Genomic DNA, 20,806 nt, shown 5'->3' with positions numbered 1-20,806 from the left:
TGACATTGGAAAATCACATTTGATAAGCCTGGATCCAATATTTTTATAATTTTATAAGCATCTTTTACATCAACCCGTTTCACATTATATTATAGATTGATCACACCAAAAATCAAAAGAAAGAGCGATTCGTCGCACCAGTTATGGAGAGATGGATGGTTTCTCGCCAATTGATGTTAAATATCAAATTTTTTAAAGCTTTTGTGTACATTACATTAACATCAACATCAAGTGATTCTTAGGTTCAGATGGAGTTTACCAATAAAGAATACTTTTCTACACCTGAACCCTATTAACAGTTATTGTCAGTAGCTTTAGTATTTAGAATACGTTATCCCTTAGGGGAAAAACCTATCCGATGACTGCCAGTTTTAAACCTCTCAGTTCTACAACATGAAAAGTTAAGAACTATTACGATATTTACAAATCTACATTTGTGCCGATTTTAGCCTTAACTGCCTTTTCGTAAATTTTATAGGCTGTAACAACATCCATTACGGCAATTCCCACAGTTTCGTATATGGTTATTTCATCTTCGGAAATTCTTCCCTGAATTTTTCCACAGATAACTTCTCCTAGTTCGCCATTTATCTTGCTTTCATCAATAAGCCCTTTTTGAATTGGAATTATAAAGTCGCCGCTTTCAGAAAGAACAGCACTTTTGGAATCCATATAGATTTTATCAGCATTTTGGACTATGTATTCATCAAGCTCCTCCATAACAGGGGTATATGAACCAACTCCATTTATATGAGCACCCTTCTTTACAAGCCTGCCGTTAAAAACAGCTTTTTTAGAAGTAGTTACTGTAGTTATGATGTCTGCATCATTAACGGCATCATCGGAACTCTCTGCAGCAACGATTTTTGTAGAAAAACGGCTTAACTCCCCGCTCATTCTTTCAGCAAAAGCCTCAGCTCTTTCTTTATCAATATCAAAAACCTTTACTATATTAAGATTTCTCACAGTGAGCATTGCCTCAAGCTGGGATGCGGCTTGACCACCAGTTCCAAACAATGCACCATTTTTCGAATCTTTTCTCGACAATATATCAGCTGCCGCACCTGAGGTGGCACCCGTTCTAAGCTGAGTCAGATAAGTACCATCCATTATACATATTACATCGCCGGTTTTGCCATCAAGAAGTATCATCTTAGCTGGTACTGAAGGCAGCCCTTTCTCAATGTTTTTAGGGAAGACCGAAACAATCTTGATGCCGGCGCTGTCAAGGCTCTCCACATAAGCAGGCATAAACAAACTCTGCCCTTCATATTTGGGTATATCAATATTCGTCCTCAAGGGCACTACACTTTTACCCTGTGAAAATATAGACAATGACTCTTTTGCAGCATCAATAGCATCTTTCATGTCAAATACCTTTTTAATATCCTCTTTATTAAGCAATAACATAATTTTAATATCCTCCTATATAAATCAACTTTAAATTTCTCAGCAAACATTATCAGTCCTGAATTTCTCTGCACTCTTCTTTTAAATTGCCCACTTTTTCATTTCTTAACAAAGGACATTAAGCCTGAGTATTCAAACTAAAATATATCCCTTATATTCGATATGCATTGATTCAAGTTACTAAAATCCGATTTTCCCACAGAATCAATCAATTTAAGGCAATAAGCATCATGCCTTACATATTCCTCAACTAAAAATACAAGAGAGCGGTTCTGTGTCCATATGACTTCAGACTCTCCATCGTCAAATATACGGCCGAAAACCACTTCTCTGTCATCGGAAACAAGGGAAATCAACCTTCCACCCAATTCCTCATGTTTTTCCTGTTCAAAGCCATGCTTATATACTAATTTCAAATCCAGTTTATATTTATGATCACTGCTGTACAGTACAGTCAACAGTGGAATATTTTCATCATCAAGTTTTTTCAGTTGATCATACATCTGCGGTACATCTTCCATCCATATCTGAACATATACTTCTTTCTTCGATTTCTTCAAAATATTTCTGCATTTGTTGAATATATTGTCATAGCCATTTATATACCATATGTAATCCATATTGTTGGAACATTCGACCTTTTTCAATTCATTTGACATTTCCAGAAGCAGTGAATCATATTCAAATTTTTTATTATTTATGAACTCGTCCACCGAAATGCAATTATAATAGGTGGGGTTTTTAGATTTTGAAGCCACTATGAATCCATTTTTTACCAGCTTTGAGAGCACATTATATACCCTGGACCTGGATACCGCTGATATCTTGCTTATCTCATAACCCGTAGACGGTCCGTTTTTCAGCAATTCTATGTAAACTTTTGCTTCTACATCCGTTAAATTCATACTTTTCAGCAATTCCAATACTTTATCCACAATCATTCCTTCTCATCACTTAGTAGCACCATTTAATACTACTATATTGTAACGGTAAATTTTTGTCAATAAAAAATTTAGAGGATCAAATCCTGTTAAATAAACCTGATCCTCATATTTATCTGTATTTTACAGCATCTTATATACTTTTTTCTCCTTACAATTACAAAATACGTTAAAAATTTATATCATAAGTAATTTACCGTAATTACTAGATTTCCTGAACAACCTCATCAAGCCATTTAATAGATTCAATATATGCACTGGCCAGATCAACTTTGTCAATACCGAGATGGGATGCCAGCAGCATACTTTTTCCCCATTCTCCCTTCTGATATGCAACAGCTATATCGAGTATTTTACTGTAAAAGTTTGATTTTCTACCTAATAAGGCACATTTTACATCCTGGGGAATCATCAGTTCATCCAATATCTCACGCAGTGGTTTCTGTAAAATAACATCCATAAGAGACATGATCCCTGTTAAATATGCATAAAAGGAATACCTCCGTAATTTGGTCTTTTTAGCCAGAAGCTCTGAAAATTCTGCTCTCAGCAGGGATTCTATCATAACTATCTGCGGTTTGTCATCACATATAGGCTTCATACATATAAAATATAACCACCTTTTTATCTCTTTCTCTCCCAATAAAACTATAGCCTGTTTAATTGAACTAATCTTATTTTCAAAAGAATATTTTGCAGAATTTATCAATTTTAATGTATCATAAGACAGTGAAATATCCTTTTTTATCAAATTTTCAATATTCTCTATGGAAAATTCCTTAGAATTCAGCTCCCTTATAAGATTTAAATAGATTACCTTATTCACCGGTATTTTTGCTCCCTTTATTATCTGAGGTTTGCTAAAATAATACCCTTGAAAATAGGAATATCCCAGAGATACTGCTTCATTAAATTCTTTCAACGTTTCAACTTTTTCAGCTATAAATTTTAAATTAGGATTTATATTTTTTGCCGTATTCATTACTTTCTTTCTTTCACTGTCCCTGGTTATAAGAAAATCAATTTTCACAATATCCACGAGTTTAAGAAGTTCAACATAAGTATCATCGAATACAAAATCATCCAGTGCAATCGTAAATCCTTTTTCCTTTAAAACTCTGCAGGAATTTATAACTTCTTCCGTCGGGATTATATTTTCCAGAACTTCTATCACTACATTTTTAGGTGAAATAATAGAAAATAAATCCGATTTCAATATTGTTTTTGTAAAATTGATAAAAGCTTTCTTATTTCCAACAATCTTATCTATTCCAATGTTGACTAAAGTATTCTGCATAACTTTTATAGTAGCTCCATCTCCATCATCCGTGTCATATTGGTTATTACTCTCGTTATCCCTAAATAAAATTTCATATCCAAAAACTTTACCTGACTTATCAAGAATTGGCTGCCTTGCTAAAAAAATATCCATTTTTAATTACCCCCAGTATTAAAAATGCCTTACGGAAACAACTTTGATTTATAAAAAAATTTTTTAACCCACTCAATAAGTTATCGTAAATTTAAAATTACAATTAACAACCAAATGCAATTTATTTTATTATTTGTCAATAATAGTTTCTAATTGGAGCTCATTCCAGTGCAAAATTAAAACCACCAACTAGCTGCAATACTAATTGGTGGTTAAGAAACTCCTAACTCATCCGAGCACTCTTCTCTTATCTGAATATTCATCACCTTTTTTCAACCATATTCCATTAAATGTCAATTATAAAACTTTTCAAGAGATCTTTATTTAATGGATAGTCTTAATTAACAACTGATCTTTCAATAAATAACTTATTCCAATAACTATATCTGCACATCTGGCAGCGCCTATAAAAGTTATTTATTTTCTTAAAGCATTATCATAAATAGATTCTTATTGCTCAGTCTTTAAAAAACCTCACTAAAATAGTATTTTATCAAATTTTTTATTTTTTTAAAACACTTTTCCAAGCACTCTTCTGAATCAGGATTATGATAAGAAGATTTATACTTCTTATTAACTTTATTATATAGTAAACGTTTAAATAAGTCAATAAATATTTTTATTTGTGAACCAACTTGATTTTACTCACAATAATTCCCGATGTTATACCTACTATATCTGATACTAAATCTATTGCCGACATCCATAGAGGATCCAACTTTACTATAACATCATAAACCTCTTTAAGAAAACCAATTATAAATATAACTAAGCAGATCTTCAATAATTTAAACCGCTTTTGCAATATAAGAATAATAATTATTGGTAATATAAAATGTAATAACTTATGCCATTGAAATAATGCATGTAAATTCAAAACCTTCAGCTCCAAAAACTTCCAAATTTTATTGTTTGTACGTATTTATTTTACCACATGGAATATCGAATAATAAGATCTATTTAAGGGATTACACAAATAATTTATTTTCCATTTTTTGTATGGGGGTCAGACCCCCATACATTAATTTAATTCTCTTTGCTTCAATTTCTCTTTAAATTCTTCAATAGAATTACTCTTAACTGCATCCTCGAATACAGAATTCAAGGTATTTTCATCCTCTATCCTTTCTATTCTGCTCATATAGGAAATATCAGAAAACTTAATATACAATAATTTTTCCAATCCCTGAAGTAATCCAGCTTTTTTACCTTCTTTTTCGCCTTCTTTTCTGCCTTCCTTTATAATATTGTCTATAGTTTTTCCCAAATTAGACATCATTGAATCCACCTCCCCTTGACTGGTTTCTTCTACCTTAACCTTAGATTCATTATCTAATCTTGGCTTCATTATGCTTTTGAGCCAGATTTTAAGTACGTCAAATTGCTCAGGAGTTATCTTCTTAAGAACATATGCTGTAAGTCTGAGCCTCTTCATCAAATCCTCTTTACTTATTTCTTTGTCCAGCAGAAATATAGTAGATACCATATTAGCCATACTCTCGAGCTGGCTTTCATGATATCTGTAAATATCAAACAATATATACCTGAAATCTATTATGTTTTCGCCAAACAGCTCACTGCCACTCAATACATCTTTAAAATTTCTGTAAGCAGTCCATCTATTTTTACCGTTGTAAAGTACCATGGGAACAACCGAAGGCAGTTTAAAATCCCTTCTGCGCCTATCATATTTTGAGGTATTCTTCAGTATCTTTCTCCATATCTCAACTATATAAAACAGCAGTCTCGTGGGCATCCTGTAATCTACAGTGGACTGGAACTCAAGAAGTATATAAAATATCACTTCCTGCCCTCTTATATTTACCTTGTATACAATATCCGATTCCTCTTCACTGAAATCTTCAAGTATATAAGATTTATTTATAAGCATTAGATCTTCAATTTTTATAAGATCAACCCAATCCTTTTTGACAAAGCTCCTCAACAGCTCCAGAAATGTTTCCTTGTGGGAAAATATATACTTGTAGCCTACATCGTGTTCATGGTGAACCCTATCCTCCGGCATATCATTTTCCTCCTAATAATATATTACTATATTATAAGTATTTACCAGAACATAAGTTCTTATACATTGAAACACTCATTCATTATCTTCATTTTATCAAAACATATTGAAATAATCCACACTGTGGATAAAAATATTTTTATGATTGCCAGAAGGTAATTTACAACAGGGACTTTTGAAACTCTTTCAAGTTTTCGACCCTGAATCCGCATTACCATGTCTGTACAATTTCCATTTTTTGTTATGGAGTCAGACCCCACTACAATATTTCAAGTCTCACTTTTTTATCCGGCTTTGGAAATACTCTGTCAAGCCTATCTATATCCTCCTTTGACAGGACAATGGATGCAGCTTCCGCATTTTCTATCACATGTTCTTCTCTGGAAGCCTTGGGAATTGCAATTATATCGTCGTCTCTTATAACCCAGGCCAGAAGTACCTGCAGAGGCCTTACGTGATATTTCAGTGCTATTTCATTTACAGCTTCATCTTCCAGCAGTTCTTTTCTCAGCCTTCCGCCTTTAGCTATGGGGCAATAGGCCATAATTGGAATATTACACTCTCTCTGCCAGGGCATAAGATCAAATTCGATACCCCGTGAACCGAGATGATAGAGAACCTGATTGGCCATACAGTTTTCACTGCCACTGGAGGACATAAGCTCTTTCATATCGGCTGTATCAAGATTGGATACTCCCCACCTTAAAATCTTGCCCTGCTTTTTAAGCTTTTCCATACACTCCACAGTTTCCTGAAAAGGTACGCTTCCTCTCCAGTGGAGCAGATACAAATCCAGATGATCAGTGCCAAACCTTTTCAAACTGTCTCACAGGCGGTAAATATATTTTTAGATCCTGCATTGTGGGGATATACTTTTGACACCAGAAATATACTATCCCTGATTCCCCTTATTGCTTCGCCCACCAGACGCTCAGAACCACCGTCACCATACATTTCCGCAGTATCTACAAGAGTCATGCCAAGTTCTATTCCAAGTTTCAGGGTTTTGATCTCACGTTCTCTTGTTGAAGGATTTTCACCAAGATACCAGGTTCCCTGGCCCAGTGAAGGAACAAATGTGCCATCAGGCAGTTTCACTTTCCGCTTTTCATTTGCATTCCTGATTTTCTCCATATCACTTTCACTTATGAAATCCAAAATATCACTTCTTTCTCACTTATAAATATACTTAATTGCAAATATAATTATATACTTTTTTATCATTCCTATAATCAGGCAAACAAACTCAAAATCAAGACCTCCCAGGAATAGTAGCAAATACCGACAAATAGCTATATTTAATCTTAAATTTAGTTATGGTTAAAAATCTGTTGTAATTCTTTAAAAGATATTGGAGGCATCAAATTATTCTTGCTGAAAATGGAAAACTTTGTAAATGGAGTACCTAAAAAATAAAAGGTTTTATAATCATTATTTGCCTATTGCAGCATATAATTAGGTCTTACCCTGCTTTTTTTAGAAACATATACATTAACAGGTTTAAAAAGATCATTTTTATGATTATCATATATTCTTTTATATATGGATTTCAATTTATCATCTATATTTTGCACAGTATCTATTGTATTCATCTGCTGATCAATAGGTCTGTATCTATTATCAAATCTTCTGCATATATAATTCAACATAGGCTTTATATAATATTTCCACATGATACTGCCTGATCCGGATATATTTTTCGGTAATTCAGAAAATCTAATAACTGCATCAGGTCCATTCAGTGTCTTCATTGAAATAACAATTCAATATTTCATCTATATACCAGAAAAAGAAAGGTGCCAAAGTTCTCTCTCCTTGAAAACTTGACATAAAAACATAATCCAGTAAATACTCTAAACTGCCAATAAATTCTTCACCTATTAAACTCATATCAATTTCATCTGACATGACCGTCCTCCATTCAGTTAATTATTTAACTTTATATAAAACATCCTTATTGTAAAAAATGTCTTTACTGTTACATTTTTTGAAGTTTTTTCCTGTATTTAAAAATATTATAATCTAAGTACATTATTCCGTTTACAAATATTTTCTTGTAGATTTATACAGAATTTTTGTACATTACTGCAGAATGGGAAATGATAGGAACTTCTGTAATAGAGACTTTGATGTTTTATCTCTTTTAAAAGACTATAAATTGTACTGTTTTGAAATCACCAAAACCAGCAGGCCAAGACATTCATTGTTTTTATCGTTGAATACGGAACTTAAAGAATATAATCAGAAGTCCATAATTGCATAAAATGGAGTAGAATTATTTCATTTATAGCTTCATCATCTTCCAGCAGCTCTTTTTTCAGCTTTCTGTCTTTAGCTGTAAGTCAATAAGCCCTGGGTAATTAAATTATGATGAATATTATGCAGTGACAAAACCAGCAAATCTCCTGAAATAGATCCACATAATCCGTAATATAGAGCCATAGAGTTGATAATGGGAGCCACCACCATGTGGATGGCTCCTTAATTGGCCATATTATTCGGCTATTTGTCGTTTCCTTTGACGCATGGAAACCTCTTCATTAATTATCGTGGTATATGCTGATGGTATAATCCGATCCAAAATGGAGTCGGCCAGGGCACCACCTCCCAGTCTTTCATGCCATCCTTCTGGAATAAACTGTGAGCAGATGACAGTAGATGATTGCCCGCATCGGAATTCCATCAGTTCGAGCAAGTCTCTCTGTTCTGTATCAGATACAGGAATCAAGAGAAATTCATCCAAAATCATTAAGGAACATTTCCGATACTGCCTCATGAGTTGCTGATATTTTCCTTGAACTCGTGCAGCTTCAAATTCGCTGAACAATTCGGGAAGGCGTATGTATCTTGTTTTATAACCTGCAACACCAAGTACATTAGAGGATATATGTTTTTCCACATCCAGTGGCACCTATAAGGATGACATTGAGGCTCTGACGGATATATTCATTAGCGGCAAAGCTTTCCATGAGGTCATGGTTCAGATGCATGTCCGAGAAGACGCATATTTTTCAATTTCCTTATTGTAACCCCCATAATAAGATGCACCTCTTACACAGGCATACTTGTTGGATGTCGATGATGAGAAATGAGATTGGGGAGTTTCATCCTTCTTTTTATCTTGACTGGATTCAAGTATTAGTCTAATATTTTTATATCGGGGATTGGTAATCCGGATAAGTGCTATTCTGCATGCATTTTCCAGACGTTCAGGGAAGTATTTATCTGCCAGTTTCAACAGGGACAGGCAGCCCTTATAAGCCTGTTCCTCTACCCGGTACGAATCAAACAGCTTTCGCACAACTTCTTTTGTGGAATCTCCAATACCCGCAGCCCATCTCAGAAAACGTACAGAATCCCACTCACTGTATAGCCGATGGTTTGCCGACATATGATCAATTACCGTAGAATACTTGTCCACGTCTCCCGTAAAGGCGTTTATGACTGCAAATACGAGAACCCTTGTAGAAGACTTCAATCATGTTTTTAGTGTATCTTACATCCACTTTTTTCTTGACATACTCATAGGGAACGGAATAATTCTGATAATCTATTGCTATATGGTAGTTCAGCTGCACGGTAGCAGTTTTCCATTGCACAAATTCATAAGGATATTGGGGTAAAGGCTGCATGAATGGGAACTCTTCTTCATATAAATACAGAATAACGGCTCCTGTCCCTCTTCTGGAATTTATTATGGTTAAATCGATCCAGTTCCTTCATGATGGCTGCATTCATCTCATTAATATCAAGGAATTGTCGGTTGCGCAGTTTAGCAATAATATGATGTTACCTGACCCACTGTCCCTTCTACCGCAGCTTTATCTTCTGGTGCCAATACTCTGGCGGGAAGGACGGCCGTCTGATAATAATCCGCCAATTCCTGATAGGCACGATTAACAATAGGATCTTCATATTTCTTATTGCTGAGAATCCTTGTTTTAAGATTGTCCGAGATAAGCAGCCTGGTGGAAACCCCGAAATAATCATACATGCTGATATGCACGTTAATCCAGTCTTCCTCTTTCATTGTCAAGCAGGCCTTCGCAAAACAGTACATGCTGAATGGCAGTGTAGCTACAAATAGATAAACCTTGCAACTTTTCCCGGTTAACTTATTGAAAAGAGGCAGGGGAGTACCTGTCCAATCCACCATCAGCTTGTCTCCCTGTTTGTATCGGATATACATTGTAAGATGGTGTTGGTTCACATAGTCATGATATAATTTACAGAATTGAGAGTACATGTATTGAGGCTTTTCCAAACGGCAGCAGGTATCAACATATTCTTCTTCCCATAAGAGCTTCAGTGTCACACCGCTTTTCAAAAGTTCTTTGTGGACGTACTCGTAATCAGGTGTGACAAGAGCAGGTACCTATGATTCCTCAGGGAATAATAGTTGGTGTAATTCTTGATCATTCAAAGAATTCAGAGAATCTCAGGAGACCGGATGATCCTGAAGTGCCTTGAAAATCTTAACCACCGTGTTTCTGAATACTTTTAGGGTATCTGCAATTCTTCGCTTGCTATAACCCTTACCGCGAAGCTGTAAAATTTGTTTTTCTTTGGACATATAAATATGTCCCCCTTTCGTAAGTATTACGGCATTACCGTAATTTTATTGTAATACTTACTTCTGTTCTGTGGCTCTCCATAGCAGAATCTCTTTTTAATACCCCTGGCACCGGATTGCATGGCTTTGTGCATCGGATTTACTGGCTCAAAATTATCGGAATATTCAAACCAAAGATTCCAAGGGACTTTTATCTATTTATGTGTATAAAAGCAATACGATATGCACATAATGTATACATAATGTATTTACAAAATTAGTTTTTTGTTATATAATATAATAAAAAAGAGGTGATATTATATGGCTCTTAGGACAATTAATATCCGTGTTGATGAAAAATTAAAAGAAAAAGCAGAAAGTCTATTTGAAGATTTTGGTATGAATACAACTACTGCAATTAATGTTTTTTTAAAGGCAGTTGTGAGAGAAAGAAAGATACCTTTTGATATTGCTGCCAGTGAACCATTTTACAGTGAATCTAATATGAAACATTTGAAAAAATCTATAGATCAGCTTAATGAGGGTAAAGGTAAAATACACGATATTGTTGAGGTTGAGAATGAAGAAACTATGGTCTGATGAAGCTTGGGAAGATTATATTTATTGGCAATCGCAGGATAAAAAAACGTTAAAAAGAATAAATAAACTTATTAAAGATATTGATCGAAATGGGTATGATGGTATTGGAGAACCAGAGCCTTTAAAATATGAACTACAGGGATTCTGGAGCAGAAGAATTGATGGAGTTAACCGTTTAGTATATCGTATTGAAAATGATCAAATTGAAATAGCTCAATGTAAGACACACTATGAAAAATAATATTTTTTAGGATTTAAATTATAAAAATTATTCATATAGCAAAATACAAAAAATGTGTTCATCATGAACACATTTTTTGTAGGATTATTTTTTAAAAAAGTTCTTCTAGTTGTATATTTCGAATAAATAGGTTCATCCGCAATTATCCGTTATATCGGATTTTGCCAACAACATCATCTTTGCCTTGAGTAACGAGATGCTGCAGCGTCCATACATCGTACGTTTTATCATCTTAAGTTTACTATTAGTTCCTTCAACAAAACCATTGCTAAAATCATACGCTGCTGCATTTTCAACTGCATCACAATCCCTATTTAAACCTTTAGCAAAAGACTTAATTTCGCTCATTTCACTGTCCTTGTATTTTTCAATGAATAAATGTAGTAACGGAATACTCTTAAGTTCAAAGATTTTACGGAATTCTCTGATACACTTATGTATATGGTGCAGTATTGGATATTTGTCAAATATATACTTGTAGTGGCTGTCAGCCAATTTATTGTTCATCCAAAGATGGTTGAATACACCATTCCTTGTAATATAATCACAATCTCTTCCTTTAGAACCTGTTTTATATTCCAGAGCTTCCGTATTTGTTCTCACATATGGTTGTGGCTCAAAGTTTTTACCGGATTCCTGTTCCATCTTTTTAAGATAATCAAATGCATTTGTCATACCACCATCATAACCCTGTTCATATATTGATTTTATAGTTTTGCTCTTGCTATAACCATTGTTAAGACATTGTACAATATAGTCACGATAAACGTCTAACTTGCTTTGGCGGATTCCATATTGATAAAGCAGCTTAGGATCTCCAGTTCTATATTTACTTACTGTGCTTCTGCCAATACCTGTATATTTCGAATAGATAAGTCCACTATCACGATAAAATAAGACCAGCGTCACGCTAAAACAAGGCCACATTCACGTTAAAGAAGACCAGTGGCTTTTTTTTATGAACTGCTCTGCTTATAATGAGATTGCACACAGAGATGTGACATCATTATAAGGAGGTTCGATAATTATGGTAAATTATCGAGAAATCTTGAGACTCAAAAGTCTTGGATACAGCCAACGCCAGGTGGCTACAAGTGTACATAGTTCAAGAGATACGGTAAGTTCTGTCTATAAGCTTGCTGATATCCATGAACTGGACTGGCCATTACCGGACGAAATGTCCAATCATACAATTCAGGAGATGTTCTTTCCTGAAAGAAAGACAAGTACCCGCCAGGTTCCTGATTATGCCTACATGCATAAGGAACTGGCCAAATCAGGAGTTACCCTAACCCTGCTGTGGGCTGAATACTGTGAAACCTGCTATGCAAACCACACTGTTCCTTATCAGTACACACAGCTTTGTGACAACTATCGCCTATGGGCAAAATCTACAAAGGCAACAATGCGCATCAAACGTAAGCCGGGAGACATAATGGAGGTTGACTGGGCCGGTAATTCACTTAGAATTTATGACAGTGTTACCGGTGAAGAAATTCCGGCATATCTATTTGTGGCAGTACTGCCATGCAGCTGTTATGCATACGTAGAAGCATTTCTAGACCATGGCACAGAAAATTGGATTCTAGCACATATACATGCTTACCAGTACTTTGGCGGTGTAACGCGCATCCTGATACCTGATAATTTAAAAACAGGTGTGATTACCAACACCAGAAATGAGCTAAAACTTAACCGCAGCTATTTGGAGATGGCTGAGTATTATGATACAGCCATTATTCCTGCCAGGGTCAAATCACCTAAGGACAAGCCAAATGCAGAAGATACAGTCAACCACACATCCATATGGATTATTGCTGCACTTCGTAATGATAAATATTTTACCATTCATGAATTAAATGAAGCAATAGCCAAAAAACTAGAGTCTTTTAATGCCAGGCCTTTTAAGCAAAGAGAAGGAAGCAGGCTGACTGCATTTCAAAATGAAGAAAAATCGTTTCTAAAACCGTTGCCAACTTCCCCCTATGAATTGGCTGTCTGGTCAACTGCCACAATTCAATATGATTATCTCATAACTGATGGAAAAAACAAGTATTCAGTTCCATTTGACCTAATTGGCCAGGAAATATCAGTACGCCTGACGTCCAATACAGTTGAAGCCTTCTATCAAGGTTCAAGAGTGACCTCACACCCTCGTCTAAAAGTGAAACAACGAGATCCAATTGTAAAAGTTGAACACATGCCTGACAATCATAAGAAATATCTTGCTTACAACAAAGAATCTTTTCTGGAATGGGCGGCTGCAATAGGTCCGAATACTTCTGCCGTGGTAAAAACATTCCTGTCATCTGGTAAAGTACCGGAACAGGGGTATAAATCCTGTGCAAGCCTGTCAAATATGGCAGATAAATATTCACACCATAGATTGGAAGATGCATGTTCAAGAGCCCTTGCTTATACAACTGCACCAAATATTAAGATCATAAGAACTATCCTCAAGACCGGTCAGGACAAAGTAAAGAAGGATGAACCTTCTAGTACATTAAATGGAAGCAGCTATGGTTTTACTCGTGGTGCATCTTACTTTGGAGGTGAGCATAATGATTAATCAGTCAACCGCGGAAAACTTGCGTAAAATGAAGCTCAGTGTAATGGCACAGTTATTTGAAGACCAGATAAACGATCCGGCCACCTATGGAAACCTTTCTTTCGAAGAAAGACTTGGGCTGATGGTCGATGCTGAATGGACAAAACGTCAGACGAACAAACTGAATCGCAGCATTAAGCTTGCTCATTTCTCTAATCCGGAGGCATGTATTGAAAATATCGAGTATTATCCAGACAGGAAACTGGATAAAGCTATGATTCTCCGACTGGCTACCTGTAAATATATTGAACAACAGCATCACATCATTCTTGAAGGTGCATCTGGTAATGGTAAGACATGGATTGCCAATGCTTTGGGCATATCTGCCTGCCGTAAGTTTAAATCTGTACGCTACATCCGCATGACGGAATTACTGGACGAATTAAATGTGGCAAAAGGCTGCGGTACACTCAAAAAGGTAATCAAGGGTTATCAAAAGATTGATCTCCTAGTCATGGATGAGTGGCTTATAAGATGTCTTACCCCTCAGGAATCCTATGACCTTCTTGAAATCATAGAAGCAAGGACGCATCATGGTTCTATAATTTTCTGCACCCAGTATGCAAAAGGTGGATGGTATGAGCGTATCAGCCCTTCTAATGATGGACCGATATCAGAAGCTATCATGGACAGGATTATACACAATGCCTATGAAATCATAATAGATGGAAAAGTCTCAATGAGGGAACGTCACGGCATTAAGTCCTTAAAAATGGAAGAAGGTGAAGTTAATGATTAACCCTATTCCAAATGATAGCCATATGGAATTCCTATACTTGCAGTTAATTGATTATCTTGTAGATGATATCAAGCAGTTGGAATTGGAAACAATTCGCCTGCGCCATGAACTAAGCAAACGTCTTCCCGACTATGATGGATTGATGCTCAGGTCCGAGATTTATTCAGGACTTGCTGGCCGTTATGAATGGCAGGAAGCCTATGCAAAATATGTCTCTCTTTACTGTGAAGGAACTGATCCATTAGATAATAAATCGTATTCCAAGCAGATGGAACAGATGGCACATCTGGGATATTTTGACGAATAAAAATCACACTCAGCATCAATGCTGATAAAAGGATAATGATGGCTGGCCTTCGCGTTTGTAATGGTGGTCTTATCACAGCGTGAAGCTGGCCTTAAATAACCGTGTTAATGGTCTTATTGAAACGAAATACTCAATATTTACCTATTTATCACACAAGTCTAATCATTATTATTTAACTTGAGTAGTTTTATAATATCAAAAGAAACTTTAGTTCTTATTTCAATATCATTTGACCTTATAGCTTCTTTTATATTTTCCAAAGCTTTTGGCAATAATTTTATTAATTCATTTTCTATATTTGTATTGCTACTAGTAAATTGTGTTTGTAAAAAATTTTTCATTTCTGGAATTCTATGATTTAAATTTGCTACGGTATTCTGAGCCCCAAGAGATTTTCGAATGCTTTCAGGCAATTTATTTCTATTAAAGGGGTTATTTTTGTTTATGAATTTAACCTTTCTTTGGTGTGGATATTTATCTTTAACTTTGGCTGGTTCGAAATAATATTCGCTGTTTATTTGTGCTAAGTAAATATTAGATTGATCCGGGATTATACATAAATCACCAACTTTCATATTATTAAAAAAATGATTTAAAACCCCTACAGTAACATTTGAATTATTATAACCATTTTTCGCTAATTCTTCAGAAATTTTATTTTTATCCTTATTTCTCATATCTCCAAGCTTACTCCATCCTATAGCAATTATTCCACTTTGTAAAAACTCATTTATTCTATTATTACCTTCAGGTGAAACTCTAGTTAACCATAAATTATTAAAATTCATTTTGATCACCTCTCAACTTTTGATTTTATATTACCACTAATTTATACTATTGTCAACTAAACTTAACTATAATTGACTAAAGTTAATATAATTATAGTATTTAAATCTGTAAAAAAGAGCTTTGGAGAAATCCAAAGCTCTTTGTATACTTAGTTTAAAAAATTATTCTACTATGAATTAGCTTTTATTCTTATATCTCAGCTTATTATAATTTATTTCCAAAAAATGTTATGGGGTCAGTCCCCAAGCTTGGGCCATAATTTGTCCTTGTTGGAGAAAATAATGTTATCAATTCCCTGGAGGGGCCACTCTATACCTATATCGGGATCATCCCAGGCAATGCCGCCTTCATCTTCAAGGTGATAAAAATCTGTACATTTATAGCAGAATTCTGCTTCACGGGAAAGCACCAAAAAACCATGGGCAAATCCTTCAGGTATGTAAAGCTGTTTCTTGTTTTCCTCCGACAAAATCACTCCAACCCATTTACCGTAGGTATCCGAATTCTTCCTGATATCCACAACCACGTCAAATACTTCACCCCTTATCACCCTCACCAGCTTGCCCTGGGGGTGTTTTTTCTGGAAATGAAGTCCTCTCAGCACTCCTTTTTTGGATTTTGACTGATTGTCCTGAACAAATACCATGCCAAGACCAGCTTCCTTAAATTCATTATAATTATAGGTTTCCATGAAATATCCCCTGTTGTCACCAAATATACCAGTTTCAATTATATATACGCCTTTTATTTCCGTAGGCTTGAAATTAAATTTTCCCATCTAAATCATATCCTTCCTTTTCAATGCACAATTTGAAATTCACAGTTTACAGTTTACAATCTACAGTCTGCAGTTTGAAATAAACGACTTGAGGGCATCCTGCCACTGCCGCATATTATCTCCTACGGTACATCGAAGCATCATATTGTCAAGGGAAGAAAACTGGGGCCTTTTGGCAGCTCTCTTCAACTTGTCGGATTTCATGGAATCTACGGTACAACCTATATGTGCATACTCTACAATTTTCCTAGCAAAATCATACCAGCTGCACTCTCCCTTTCCAGTACAGTGATATATTCCATATTCTGCTGTAAGCATGAGTCTTAAAATATGACATGCCAGATCTTCTGCATTGGTGGGGTTTCCACGCTGGTCGTCCACTACGTCAAGATGTCCCCTTTCCTTTGCCGCCTTCAATATTGTATATACAAAATTTCTGCCGTACAATCCGTAAAGCCAGGAAGTCCTCACTATAAAATACCGACTGCAGTTTTCCCTTACGTACTGCTCACCCAAAAGTTTTGTCTTTCCGTATACACTGACAGGATCCGGCAGATCATATTCTTTAAAAGGTACATCTCCCTTTCCATTAAAAACATAGTCCGTAGAAATATGAACAAGTTTTGCAGATAAAGCCCTGGAAACTATGGCAAGGTTCCTCGGTCCCAGCGAATTCACCTTAAAAGCATTCTCAAAATCAGTTTCACATTTATCCACATTGGTATAAGCAGCACAATTTACAATTATATCCGGCTTAAAATCACCTACAATGTTCATAACATCATTCAATTTACTTATATCCAGCTCTGATTTGTTCACAAATTTTATGTGAGCAATTAAATAAATTTCATCAATAGGTCCAAGTTCTGACTTACCGGATTTTAAAATGTGCTTAAACTGCTTTGCAAGCTGGCCGTCTGCACCGGTAATTAACATTTTCAACTTTACTCCCTCCTTAAAATGACTAATTATACTTTTTGTCAAGCAGTCTTAACAGATACTTTCCATAATCAACTTTTTTAAGAGGTTCCGCAAGTTTGACAAGCTGCTTGTCATCTATGTATCCCTTTCTATAAGCAATCTCCTCTATGCAGGCTACATAAAGCCCCTGCCTTGTCTGAATGGCTTCCACAAAATTGGCAGCATTCAAAAGCCCATTGGGGGTACCTGTATCCAACCAGGCCATACCTCTTCCAAAGAGCTCTACTTTAAGTTTCCCCCTTTTAAGATATTCCTTATTCACATCTGTGATTTCAAGCTCTCCTCTAGGAGAAGGGCTGATATTTTTAGCAATATCCACCACATCACTGCTGTAAAAATAAAGTCCGGGAACAGCATAATCGGATTTAGGATGATCAGGTTTTTCCTCTATGGAAACCACATTAAAATGTTCATCAAACTGAACTACACCAAAGGCCTTAGGATTACTTACATGATATCCAAATATAGTTGAAATATCATGTCTTTGGGAGGCTTCCTCAAGTCTTTCCGTAAAACCATATCCATAAAATACATTGTCGCCAAGTACAAGGGTTACATTATCATTTCCAATAAATTTTTTCCCAACAATAAAAGCTTCTGCAAGGCCTCTAGGCTCATATTGAATCTCATATTGAAAATCAAGTCCCAGCTGACTGCCATCTCCCAGAAGTTCTTCAAATCCACCTATGTCCCTTGGAGTTGATATAATAAGAATATCACGTATTCCAGCGAGCATAAGCACTGACAATGGATAATAGATCATAGGCTTATCATATATAGGAATTATCTGTTTTGATATAGCTTTGGTCATGGGATAGAGCCTCGTACCAGATCCCCCGGCAAGGATTATACCTTTTCTCATAAGTCAACCACCTTTCTTCAATTGGCAATTCACAATTTACAGTTTACAATCAAGAATACATTTTTTCATAATACTTTTGATAATCACCACTGGTCACATTATCCATCCAGGTTTTATTCTTCAAATACCATTCTATAGTTTCTACTATCCCATCTTCAAATTTTGTCTCAGGATACCAACCAAGCTCATTCTTGATTTTTGAAGGGTCAATACCATATCTCCTGTCATGCCCTTTCCTATCCTGCACATATTCTATGAGGTTTTCATTAACAGAAGAATTCACATTATCGTGTATATAGGATATTATAATCTTCACTATATGAATATTTGTCCGTTCGTTGTGTCCTCCTATATTATAAACTTGTCCAATTTTCCCATGATTTAAAACCATATCGATAGCTTTGCAGTGATCCTCCACATAAAGCCAGTCACGTATGTTCAGTCCATCCCCATAAACAGGAATGCTCCTGCCATTCAAACAGTTATTTATAACAAGAGGTATCAATTTTTCAGGAAACTGATAAGAGCCATAATTGTTGGAACACCTTGTGATGTTTACAGGCATCCTATAAGTATCATAATAAGATTTTACCATAAGATCAGCAGAGGCTTTGCTGGAAGAGTAGGGGCTGTGAGAATCAAGGGGAGTACTTTCCGTAAAATATCCATCCTTTCCAAGAGAACCGTAGACTTCATCCGTGGAAACCTGAAGATATTTTTTACCAACTTTAAAACTCTTTCCTTCAGCCCAGAAATGCTTTGCAGTATTTAAAAGTACGACAGTTCCAAGTACATTGGTGGTTACAAATATTTCAGGATTTTTTATGCTCCTATCAACATGAGTTTCCGCCGCAAAGTTGACCACATAGTCTATGTCATATCTTTCAAATACATTGTACAGCTTATCCCTGTCACATATATCCCCCTGAACAAATTTATAATTCGGATTATCTGAAACAGATTTGAGATTTTCAAGGTTTCCTGCATAAGTAAGCTTGTCATAATTTATTACCTTAACATCATTATATTTTTCCAATATGTAATAAATAAAATTTGAACCAATAAAACCGGCACCGCCGGTTACTAAATAGACCTTCACTTTTAGCTTCCCCCTAGGCTTTCATTAATAACCTAATATCTTTAATTGTATTAATAATATCCTTTCGTTTTAAAATCAAATACATTATATAAGCTAGTACATAAAATAAAACTCCAAGCCACGAATTAATAAACCATCCCGTTAATATAAAAATTGATGTCATAATTAATTCCAAACCAATATCTTTATACAGTAAAATTGTAAGTATTTTAGATAAAGATATTTCAGCAAATGCACATCTAAATGCTAAAATAATAACAATTGATGCAATTGCTAAATTTAAATTTTTAAGCAATGCAGTAGTTATAAAAGTAATAATTATACTCAAAAAAAGTGATATCAAATTAATTTTTAACATCAGTTTCTCTTTTCTCAAAGTCTTTAAATATGTATTAATAAGTAATGCCATTTTTCCTTCAAATACACACATTGGAAAAATTAAGGCCATATACCTCAAGCTATCTATATATTTTGGCAACCACATTGATAAAATAAATTTAATTGGATAATATGTAATAAGCAAACCTAATAATATGACCATTAAAAGGTCTCTCATGATTACATATATACCCGATAATCTCCTTTCATCAGTTCTTCTTAAAATAGGAAACATAATGATTCCTACAGCATTTATAAATAGCATCATAAAATTGGATATGCTAAGAGTAAGTGATACTTTACCAAAGGTTGATATGTCCCATGTCTTTTCTATCCCAAATCTTATAGTACCTATTATCAACATACTAGCTATATTAGCAAACATCAGTTTTATTCCTACACTAATATTTCGTATTGTCTCTTTAAAAGTAAAATAAAATGTAGAAATTTTACGAAAAACTATATCACTACAGTAACACATAGCATACAATAAAGAAATTAACTTACTAATCAAATCAGCTATTATCATCAATTTAAATTCTCTGACACCAACAATTAAAAAAGTTATAATTAAAAAACAATACAATATCCTATCCAGTATTGTAATTTGAGCGTATTCTTTAATTCTATTTGTAATTTGTAATATATATAACAGCATACATCTTATATTCATAATAATCATACATATAGCTGTCATTTCAATTACAAATATTTTCTTAGAATTAATAATAAAAATATCAGAACTGCAAAATATGATTAAAGCTATTACTAATTCAAAAATAAATAACATATAAAATTGTGAAAAAAATAGTCTTTTATTTATATCTTTGTATTTTTTGCCACCATATCTTAAATAAATTCCATCATTCCACCCAAAATGCAAAAATCCAACATAAGAAGAATAAAATAAATATAATTGCCAATAACCATATTCTTCTACTCCAATTACTTTAGGTACTATTAAAACAACTATAGCAGAAATAACCACAGATATTAAATTTGAAGTTAATGTATATAAAAAACTTTTAATAAAATTAATTGATTTATTATTCAATTATTAAAC

The 20,806-nt window shown here is 34.6% G+C and carries 25 protein-coding genes and 1 pseudogene; 6 read left to right on the top strand and 20 right to left on the bottom strand.

Annotation, left to right across the window (positions count from 1 at the left end; all coding sequences use genetic code 11):
• Nucleotides 1-420: 420 nt before the first annotated feature.
• The 8 genes and pseudogenes from J5G60_RS02050 to J5G60_RS02015 all read right to left on the bottom strand — a co-directional run bounded on the left by J5G60_RS02050 (nt 421) and on the right by J5G60_RS02015 (nt 7,717).
• Entirely contained in the window at nt 421-1,410 is a 990-nt protein-coding gene (locus J5G60_RS02050; RefSeq protein ID WP_150356318.1) for an ornithine cyclodeaminase family protein, read from the bottom strand.
• Nucleotides 1,411-1,547: 137 nt separating this feature from the next.
• Nucleotides 1,548-2,345 carry a TrmB family transcriptional regulator gene (locus tag J5G60_RS02045; RefSeq protein WP_190972172.1) on the bottom strand — a complete coding sequence of 266 codons (798 nt, stop codon included), beginning with the start codon at nt 2,343-2,345 and terminating at the stop codon, nt 1,548-1,550.
• Nucleotides 2,346-2,556: 211 nt separating this feature from the next.
• Nucleotides 2,557-3,783 carry an EAL and HDOD domain-containing protein gene (locus J5G60_RS02040; RefSeq protein WP_150356320.1) on the bottom strand — a complete coding sequence of 409 codons (1,227 nt, stop codon included), beginning with the start codon at nt 3,781-3,783 and terminating at the stop codon, nt 2,557-2,559.
• A gap of 619 nt (nt 3,784-4,402) precedes the next feature.
• Nucleotides 4,403-4,567 (bottom strand): hypothetical protein, encoded by a 165-nt coding sequence (locus J5G60_RS02035; protein WP_190972173.1) that lies wholly within the window; start codon nt 4,565-4,567, stop codon nt 4,403-4,405.
• A gap of 237 nt (nt 4,568-4,804) precedes the next feature.
• A complete protein-coding gene (locus J5G60_RS02030) occupies nt 4,805-5,809 on the bottom strand; it encodes an Rpn family recombination-promoting nuclease/putative transposase (RefSeq protein ID WP_150356321.1) in 1,005 nt (334 codons plus the stop codon).
• 259 nt (nt 5,810-6,068) lie between these two features.
• A pseudogene (locus tag J5G60_RS02025) lies at nt 6,069-6,943 on the bottom strand (aldo/keto reductase).
• A 305-nt stretch (nt 6,944-7,248) separates the two neighbouring features.
• On the bottom strand, nt 7,249-7,560 hold the full coding sequence (locus tag J5G60_RS02020) for a hypothetical protein (RefSeq protein WP_150356322.1): 312 nt from the start codon (nt 7,558-7,560) through the stop codon (nt 7,249-7,251).
• Entirely contained in the window at nt 7,538-7,717 is a 180-nt protein-coding gene (locus J5G60_RS02015; protein ID WP_150356323.1) for a hypothetical protein, read from the bottom strand. Before J5G60_RS02015 ends, J5G60_RS02020 begins: the two co-directional genes overlap by 23 nt.
• A 184-nt stretch (nt 7,718-7,901) precedes the next feature.
• Between J5G60_RS02015 and J5G60_RS02010 the strand changes: the two genes are divergently transcribed.
• Nucleotides 7,902-8,072 (top strand): DUF1643 domain-containing protein, encoded by a 171-nt coding sequence (locus J5G60_RS02010; RefSeq protein ID WP_150356324.1) that lies wholly within the window; start codon nt 7,902-7,904, stop codon nt 8,070-8,072.
• Between the two features lie 231 nt (nt 8,073-8,303).
• Here J5G60_RS02010 and J5G60_RS02005 read toward each other — a convergent pair whose 3' ends face one another.
• From J5G60_RS02005 to J5G60_RS19000, 5 genes are all read right to left on the bottom strand, one after another.
• On the bottom strand, nt 8,304-8,708 hold the full coding sequence (locus tag J5G60_RS02005) for an ATP-binding protein (RefSeq protein WP_236035048.1): 405 nt from the start codon (nt 8,706-8,708) through the stop codon (nt 8,304-8,306).
• 81 nt (nt 8,709-8,789) lie between these two features.
• Nucleotides 8,790-9,230, bottom strand: coding sequence for a hypothetical protein (locus J5G60_RS02000; protein ID WP_207707998.1), 441 nt, complete (start codon nt 9,228-9,230; stop codon nt 8,790-8,792).
• A complete protein-coding gene (locus tag J5G60_RS19130; protein ID WP_378061654.1) occupies nt 9,205-9,441 on the bottom strand; it encodes a Mu transposase domain-containing protein in 237 nt (78 codons plus the stop codon). Before J5G60_RS19130 ends, J5G60_RS02000 begins: the two co-directional genes overlap by 26 nt.
• Before the next feature lie 140 nt (nt 9,442-9,581).
• The gene (locus J5G60_RS01995) at nt 9,582-9,965 is read right to left on the bottom strand and encodes a DDE-type integrase/transposase/recombinase (RefSeq protein WP_207707999.1); all 384 of its coding nucleotides are present in this window, start codon (nt 9,963-9,965) and stop codon (nt 9,582-9,584) included.
• 282 nt (nt 9,966-10,247) lie between these two features.
• Nucleotides 10,248-10,382 (bottom strand): hypothetical protein, encoded by a 135-nt coding sequence (locus tag J5G60_RS19000; protein ID WP_268905667.1) that lies wholly within the window; start codon nt 10,380-10,382, stop codon nt 10,248-10,250.
• Between the two features lie 300 nt (nt 10,383-10,682).
• Between J5G60_RS19000 and J5G60_RS01990 the strand changes: the two genes are divergently transcribed.
• Together J5G60_RS01990 and J5G60_RS01985 are read left to right on the top strand one after the other, a co-directional pair.
• On the top strand, nt 10,683-10,961 hold the full coding sequence (locus J5G60_RS01990; RefSeq protein ID WP_150356325.1) for a type II toxin-antitoxin system RelB/DinJ family antitoxin: 279 nt from the start codon (nt 10,683-10,685) through the stop codon (nt 10,959-10,961).
• The gene (locus J5G60_RS01985) at nt 10,942-11,202 is read left to right on the top strand and encodes a Txe/YoeB family addiction module toxin (protein ID WP_150356326.1); all 261 of its coding nucleotides are present in this window, start codon (nt 10,942-10,944) and stop codon (nt 11,200-11,202) included. The genes J5G60_RS01990 and J5G60_RS01985 overlap by 20 nt, the downstream gene beginning before the upstream one ends.
• A 132-nt stretch (nt 11,203-11,334) precedes the next feature.
• Here J5G60_RS01985 and J5G60_RS01980 read toward each other — a convergent pair whose 3' ends face one another.
• Nucleotides 11,335-12,111, bottom strand: coding sequence for a transposase (locus J5G60_RS01980; RefSeq protein WP_190972174.1), 777 nt, complete (start codon nt 12,109-12,111; stop codon nt 11,335-11,337).
• Nucleotides 12,112-12,229: 118 nt separating this feature from the next.
• Here J5G60_RS01980 and istA point away from each other — a divergent pair, with 118 nt between their 5' ends.
• From istA to J5G60_RS01965, 3 genes are read left to right on the top strand one after another with little or no spacing between them, the layout of a single operon-like run.
• Nucleotides 12,230-13,771 (top strand): IS21 family transposase, encoded by a 1,542-nt coding sequence (gene istA, locus J5G60_RS01975; protein WP_150356328.1) that lies wholly within the window; start codon nt 12,230-12,232, stop codon nt 13,769-13,771.
• Nucleotides 13,764-14,549, top strand: coding sequence for an ATP-binding protein (locus J5G60_RS01970; RefSeq protein WP_150356329.1), 786 nt, complete (start codon nt 13,764-13,766; stop codon nt 14,547-14,549). The genes istA and J5G60_RS01970 overlap by 8 nt, the downstream gene beginning before the upstream one ends.
• A 22-nt stretch (nt 14,550-14,571) precedes the next feature.
• Nucleotides 14,572-14,856, top strand: coding sequence for a hypothetical protein (locus tag J5G60_RS01965; RefSeq protein WP_150356330.1), 285 nt, complete (start codon nt 14,572-14,574; stop codon nt 14,854-14,856).
• Nucleotides 14,857-15,014: 158 nt separating this feature from the next.
• Here J5G60_RS01965 and J5G60_RS01960 read toward each other — a convergent pair whose 3' ends face one another.
• The 6 genes from J5G60_RS01960 to J5G60_RS01935 form a co-directional block, all read right to left on the bottom strand.
• Nucleotides 15,015-15,644: a hypothetical protein gene (locus J5G60_RS01960; RefSeq protein WP_150356331.1), complete on the bottom strand. Its 630-nt coding sequence runs from the start codon at nt 15,642-15,644 to the stop codon at nt 15,015-15,017.
• Between the two features lie 236 nt (nt 15,645-15,880).
• Nucleotides 15,881-16,423: a dTDP-4-dehydrorhamnose 3,5-epimerase gene (rfbC, locus tag J5G60_RS01955; protein WP_150356332.1), complete on the bottom strand. Its 543-nt coding sequence runs from the start codon at nt 16,421-16,423 to the stop codon at nt 15,881-15,883.
• A gap of 60 nt (nt 16,424-16,483) precedes the next feature.
• Nucleotides 16,484-17,365 (bottom strand): dTDP-4-dehydrorhamnose reductase, encoded by an 882-nt coding sequence (gene rfbD / locus J5G60_RS01950; RefSeq protein WP_150356333.1) that lies wholly within the window; start codon nt 17,363-17,365, stop codon nt 16,484-16,486.
• Between the two features lie 22 nt (nt 17,366-17,387).
• The gene (gene rfbA / locus J5G60_RS01945) at nt 17,388-18,266 is read right to left on the bottom strand and encodes a glucose-1-phosphate thymidylyltransferase RfbA (protein ID WP_150356334.1); all 879 of its coding nucleotides are present in this window, start codon (nt 18,264-18,266) and stop codon (nt 17,388-17,390) included.
• Between the two features lie 49 nt (nt 18,267-18,315).
• The gene (gene rfbB, locus J5G60_RS01940; protein ID WP_150356335.1) at nt 18,316-19,365 is read right to left on the bottom strand and encodes a dTDP-glucose 4,6-dehydratase; all 1,050 of its coding nucleotides are present in this window, start codon (nt 19,363-19,365) and stop codon (nt 18,316-18,318) included.
• A gap of 13 nt (nt 19,366-19,378) precedes the next feature.
• Nucleotides 19,379-20,731 carry a hypothetical protein gene (locus J5G60_RS01935; protein ID WP_207708000.1) on the bottom strand — a complete coding sequence of 451 codons (1,353 nt, stop codon included), beginning with the start codon at nt 20,729-20,731 and terminating at the stop codon, nt 19,379-19,381.
• Nucleotides 20,732-20,806 lie beyond the last annotated feature (75 nt).

This window comes from Clostridium sp. HV4-5-A1G, from assembly GCF_900184915.1.
GTDB lineage: Bacteria > Bacillota > Clostridia > Clostridiales > Clostridiaceae > Clostridium_B > Clostridium_B aromativorans.
This window is presented reverse-complemented; position numbering and strand designations above follow the sequence as displayed.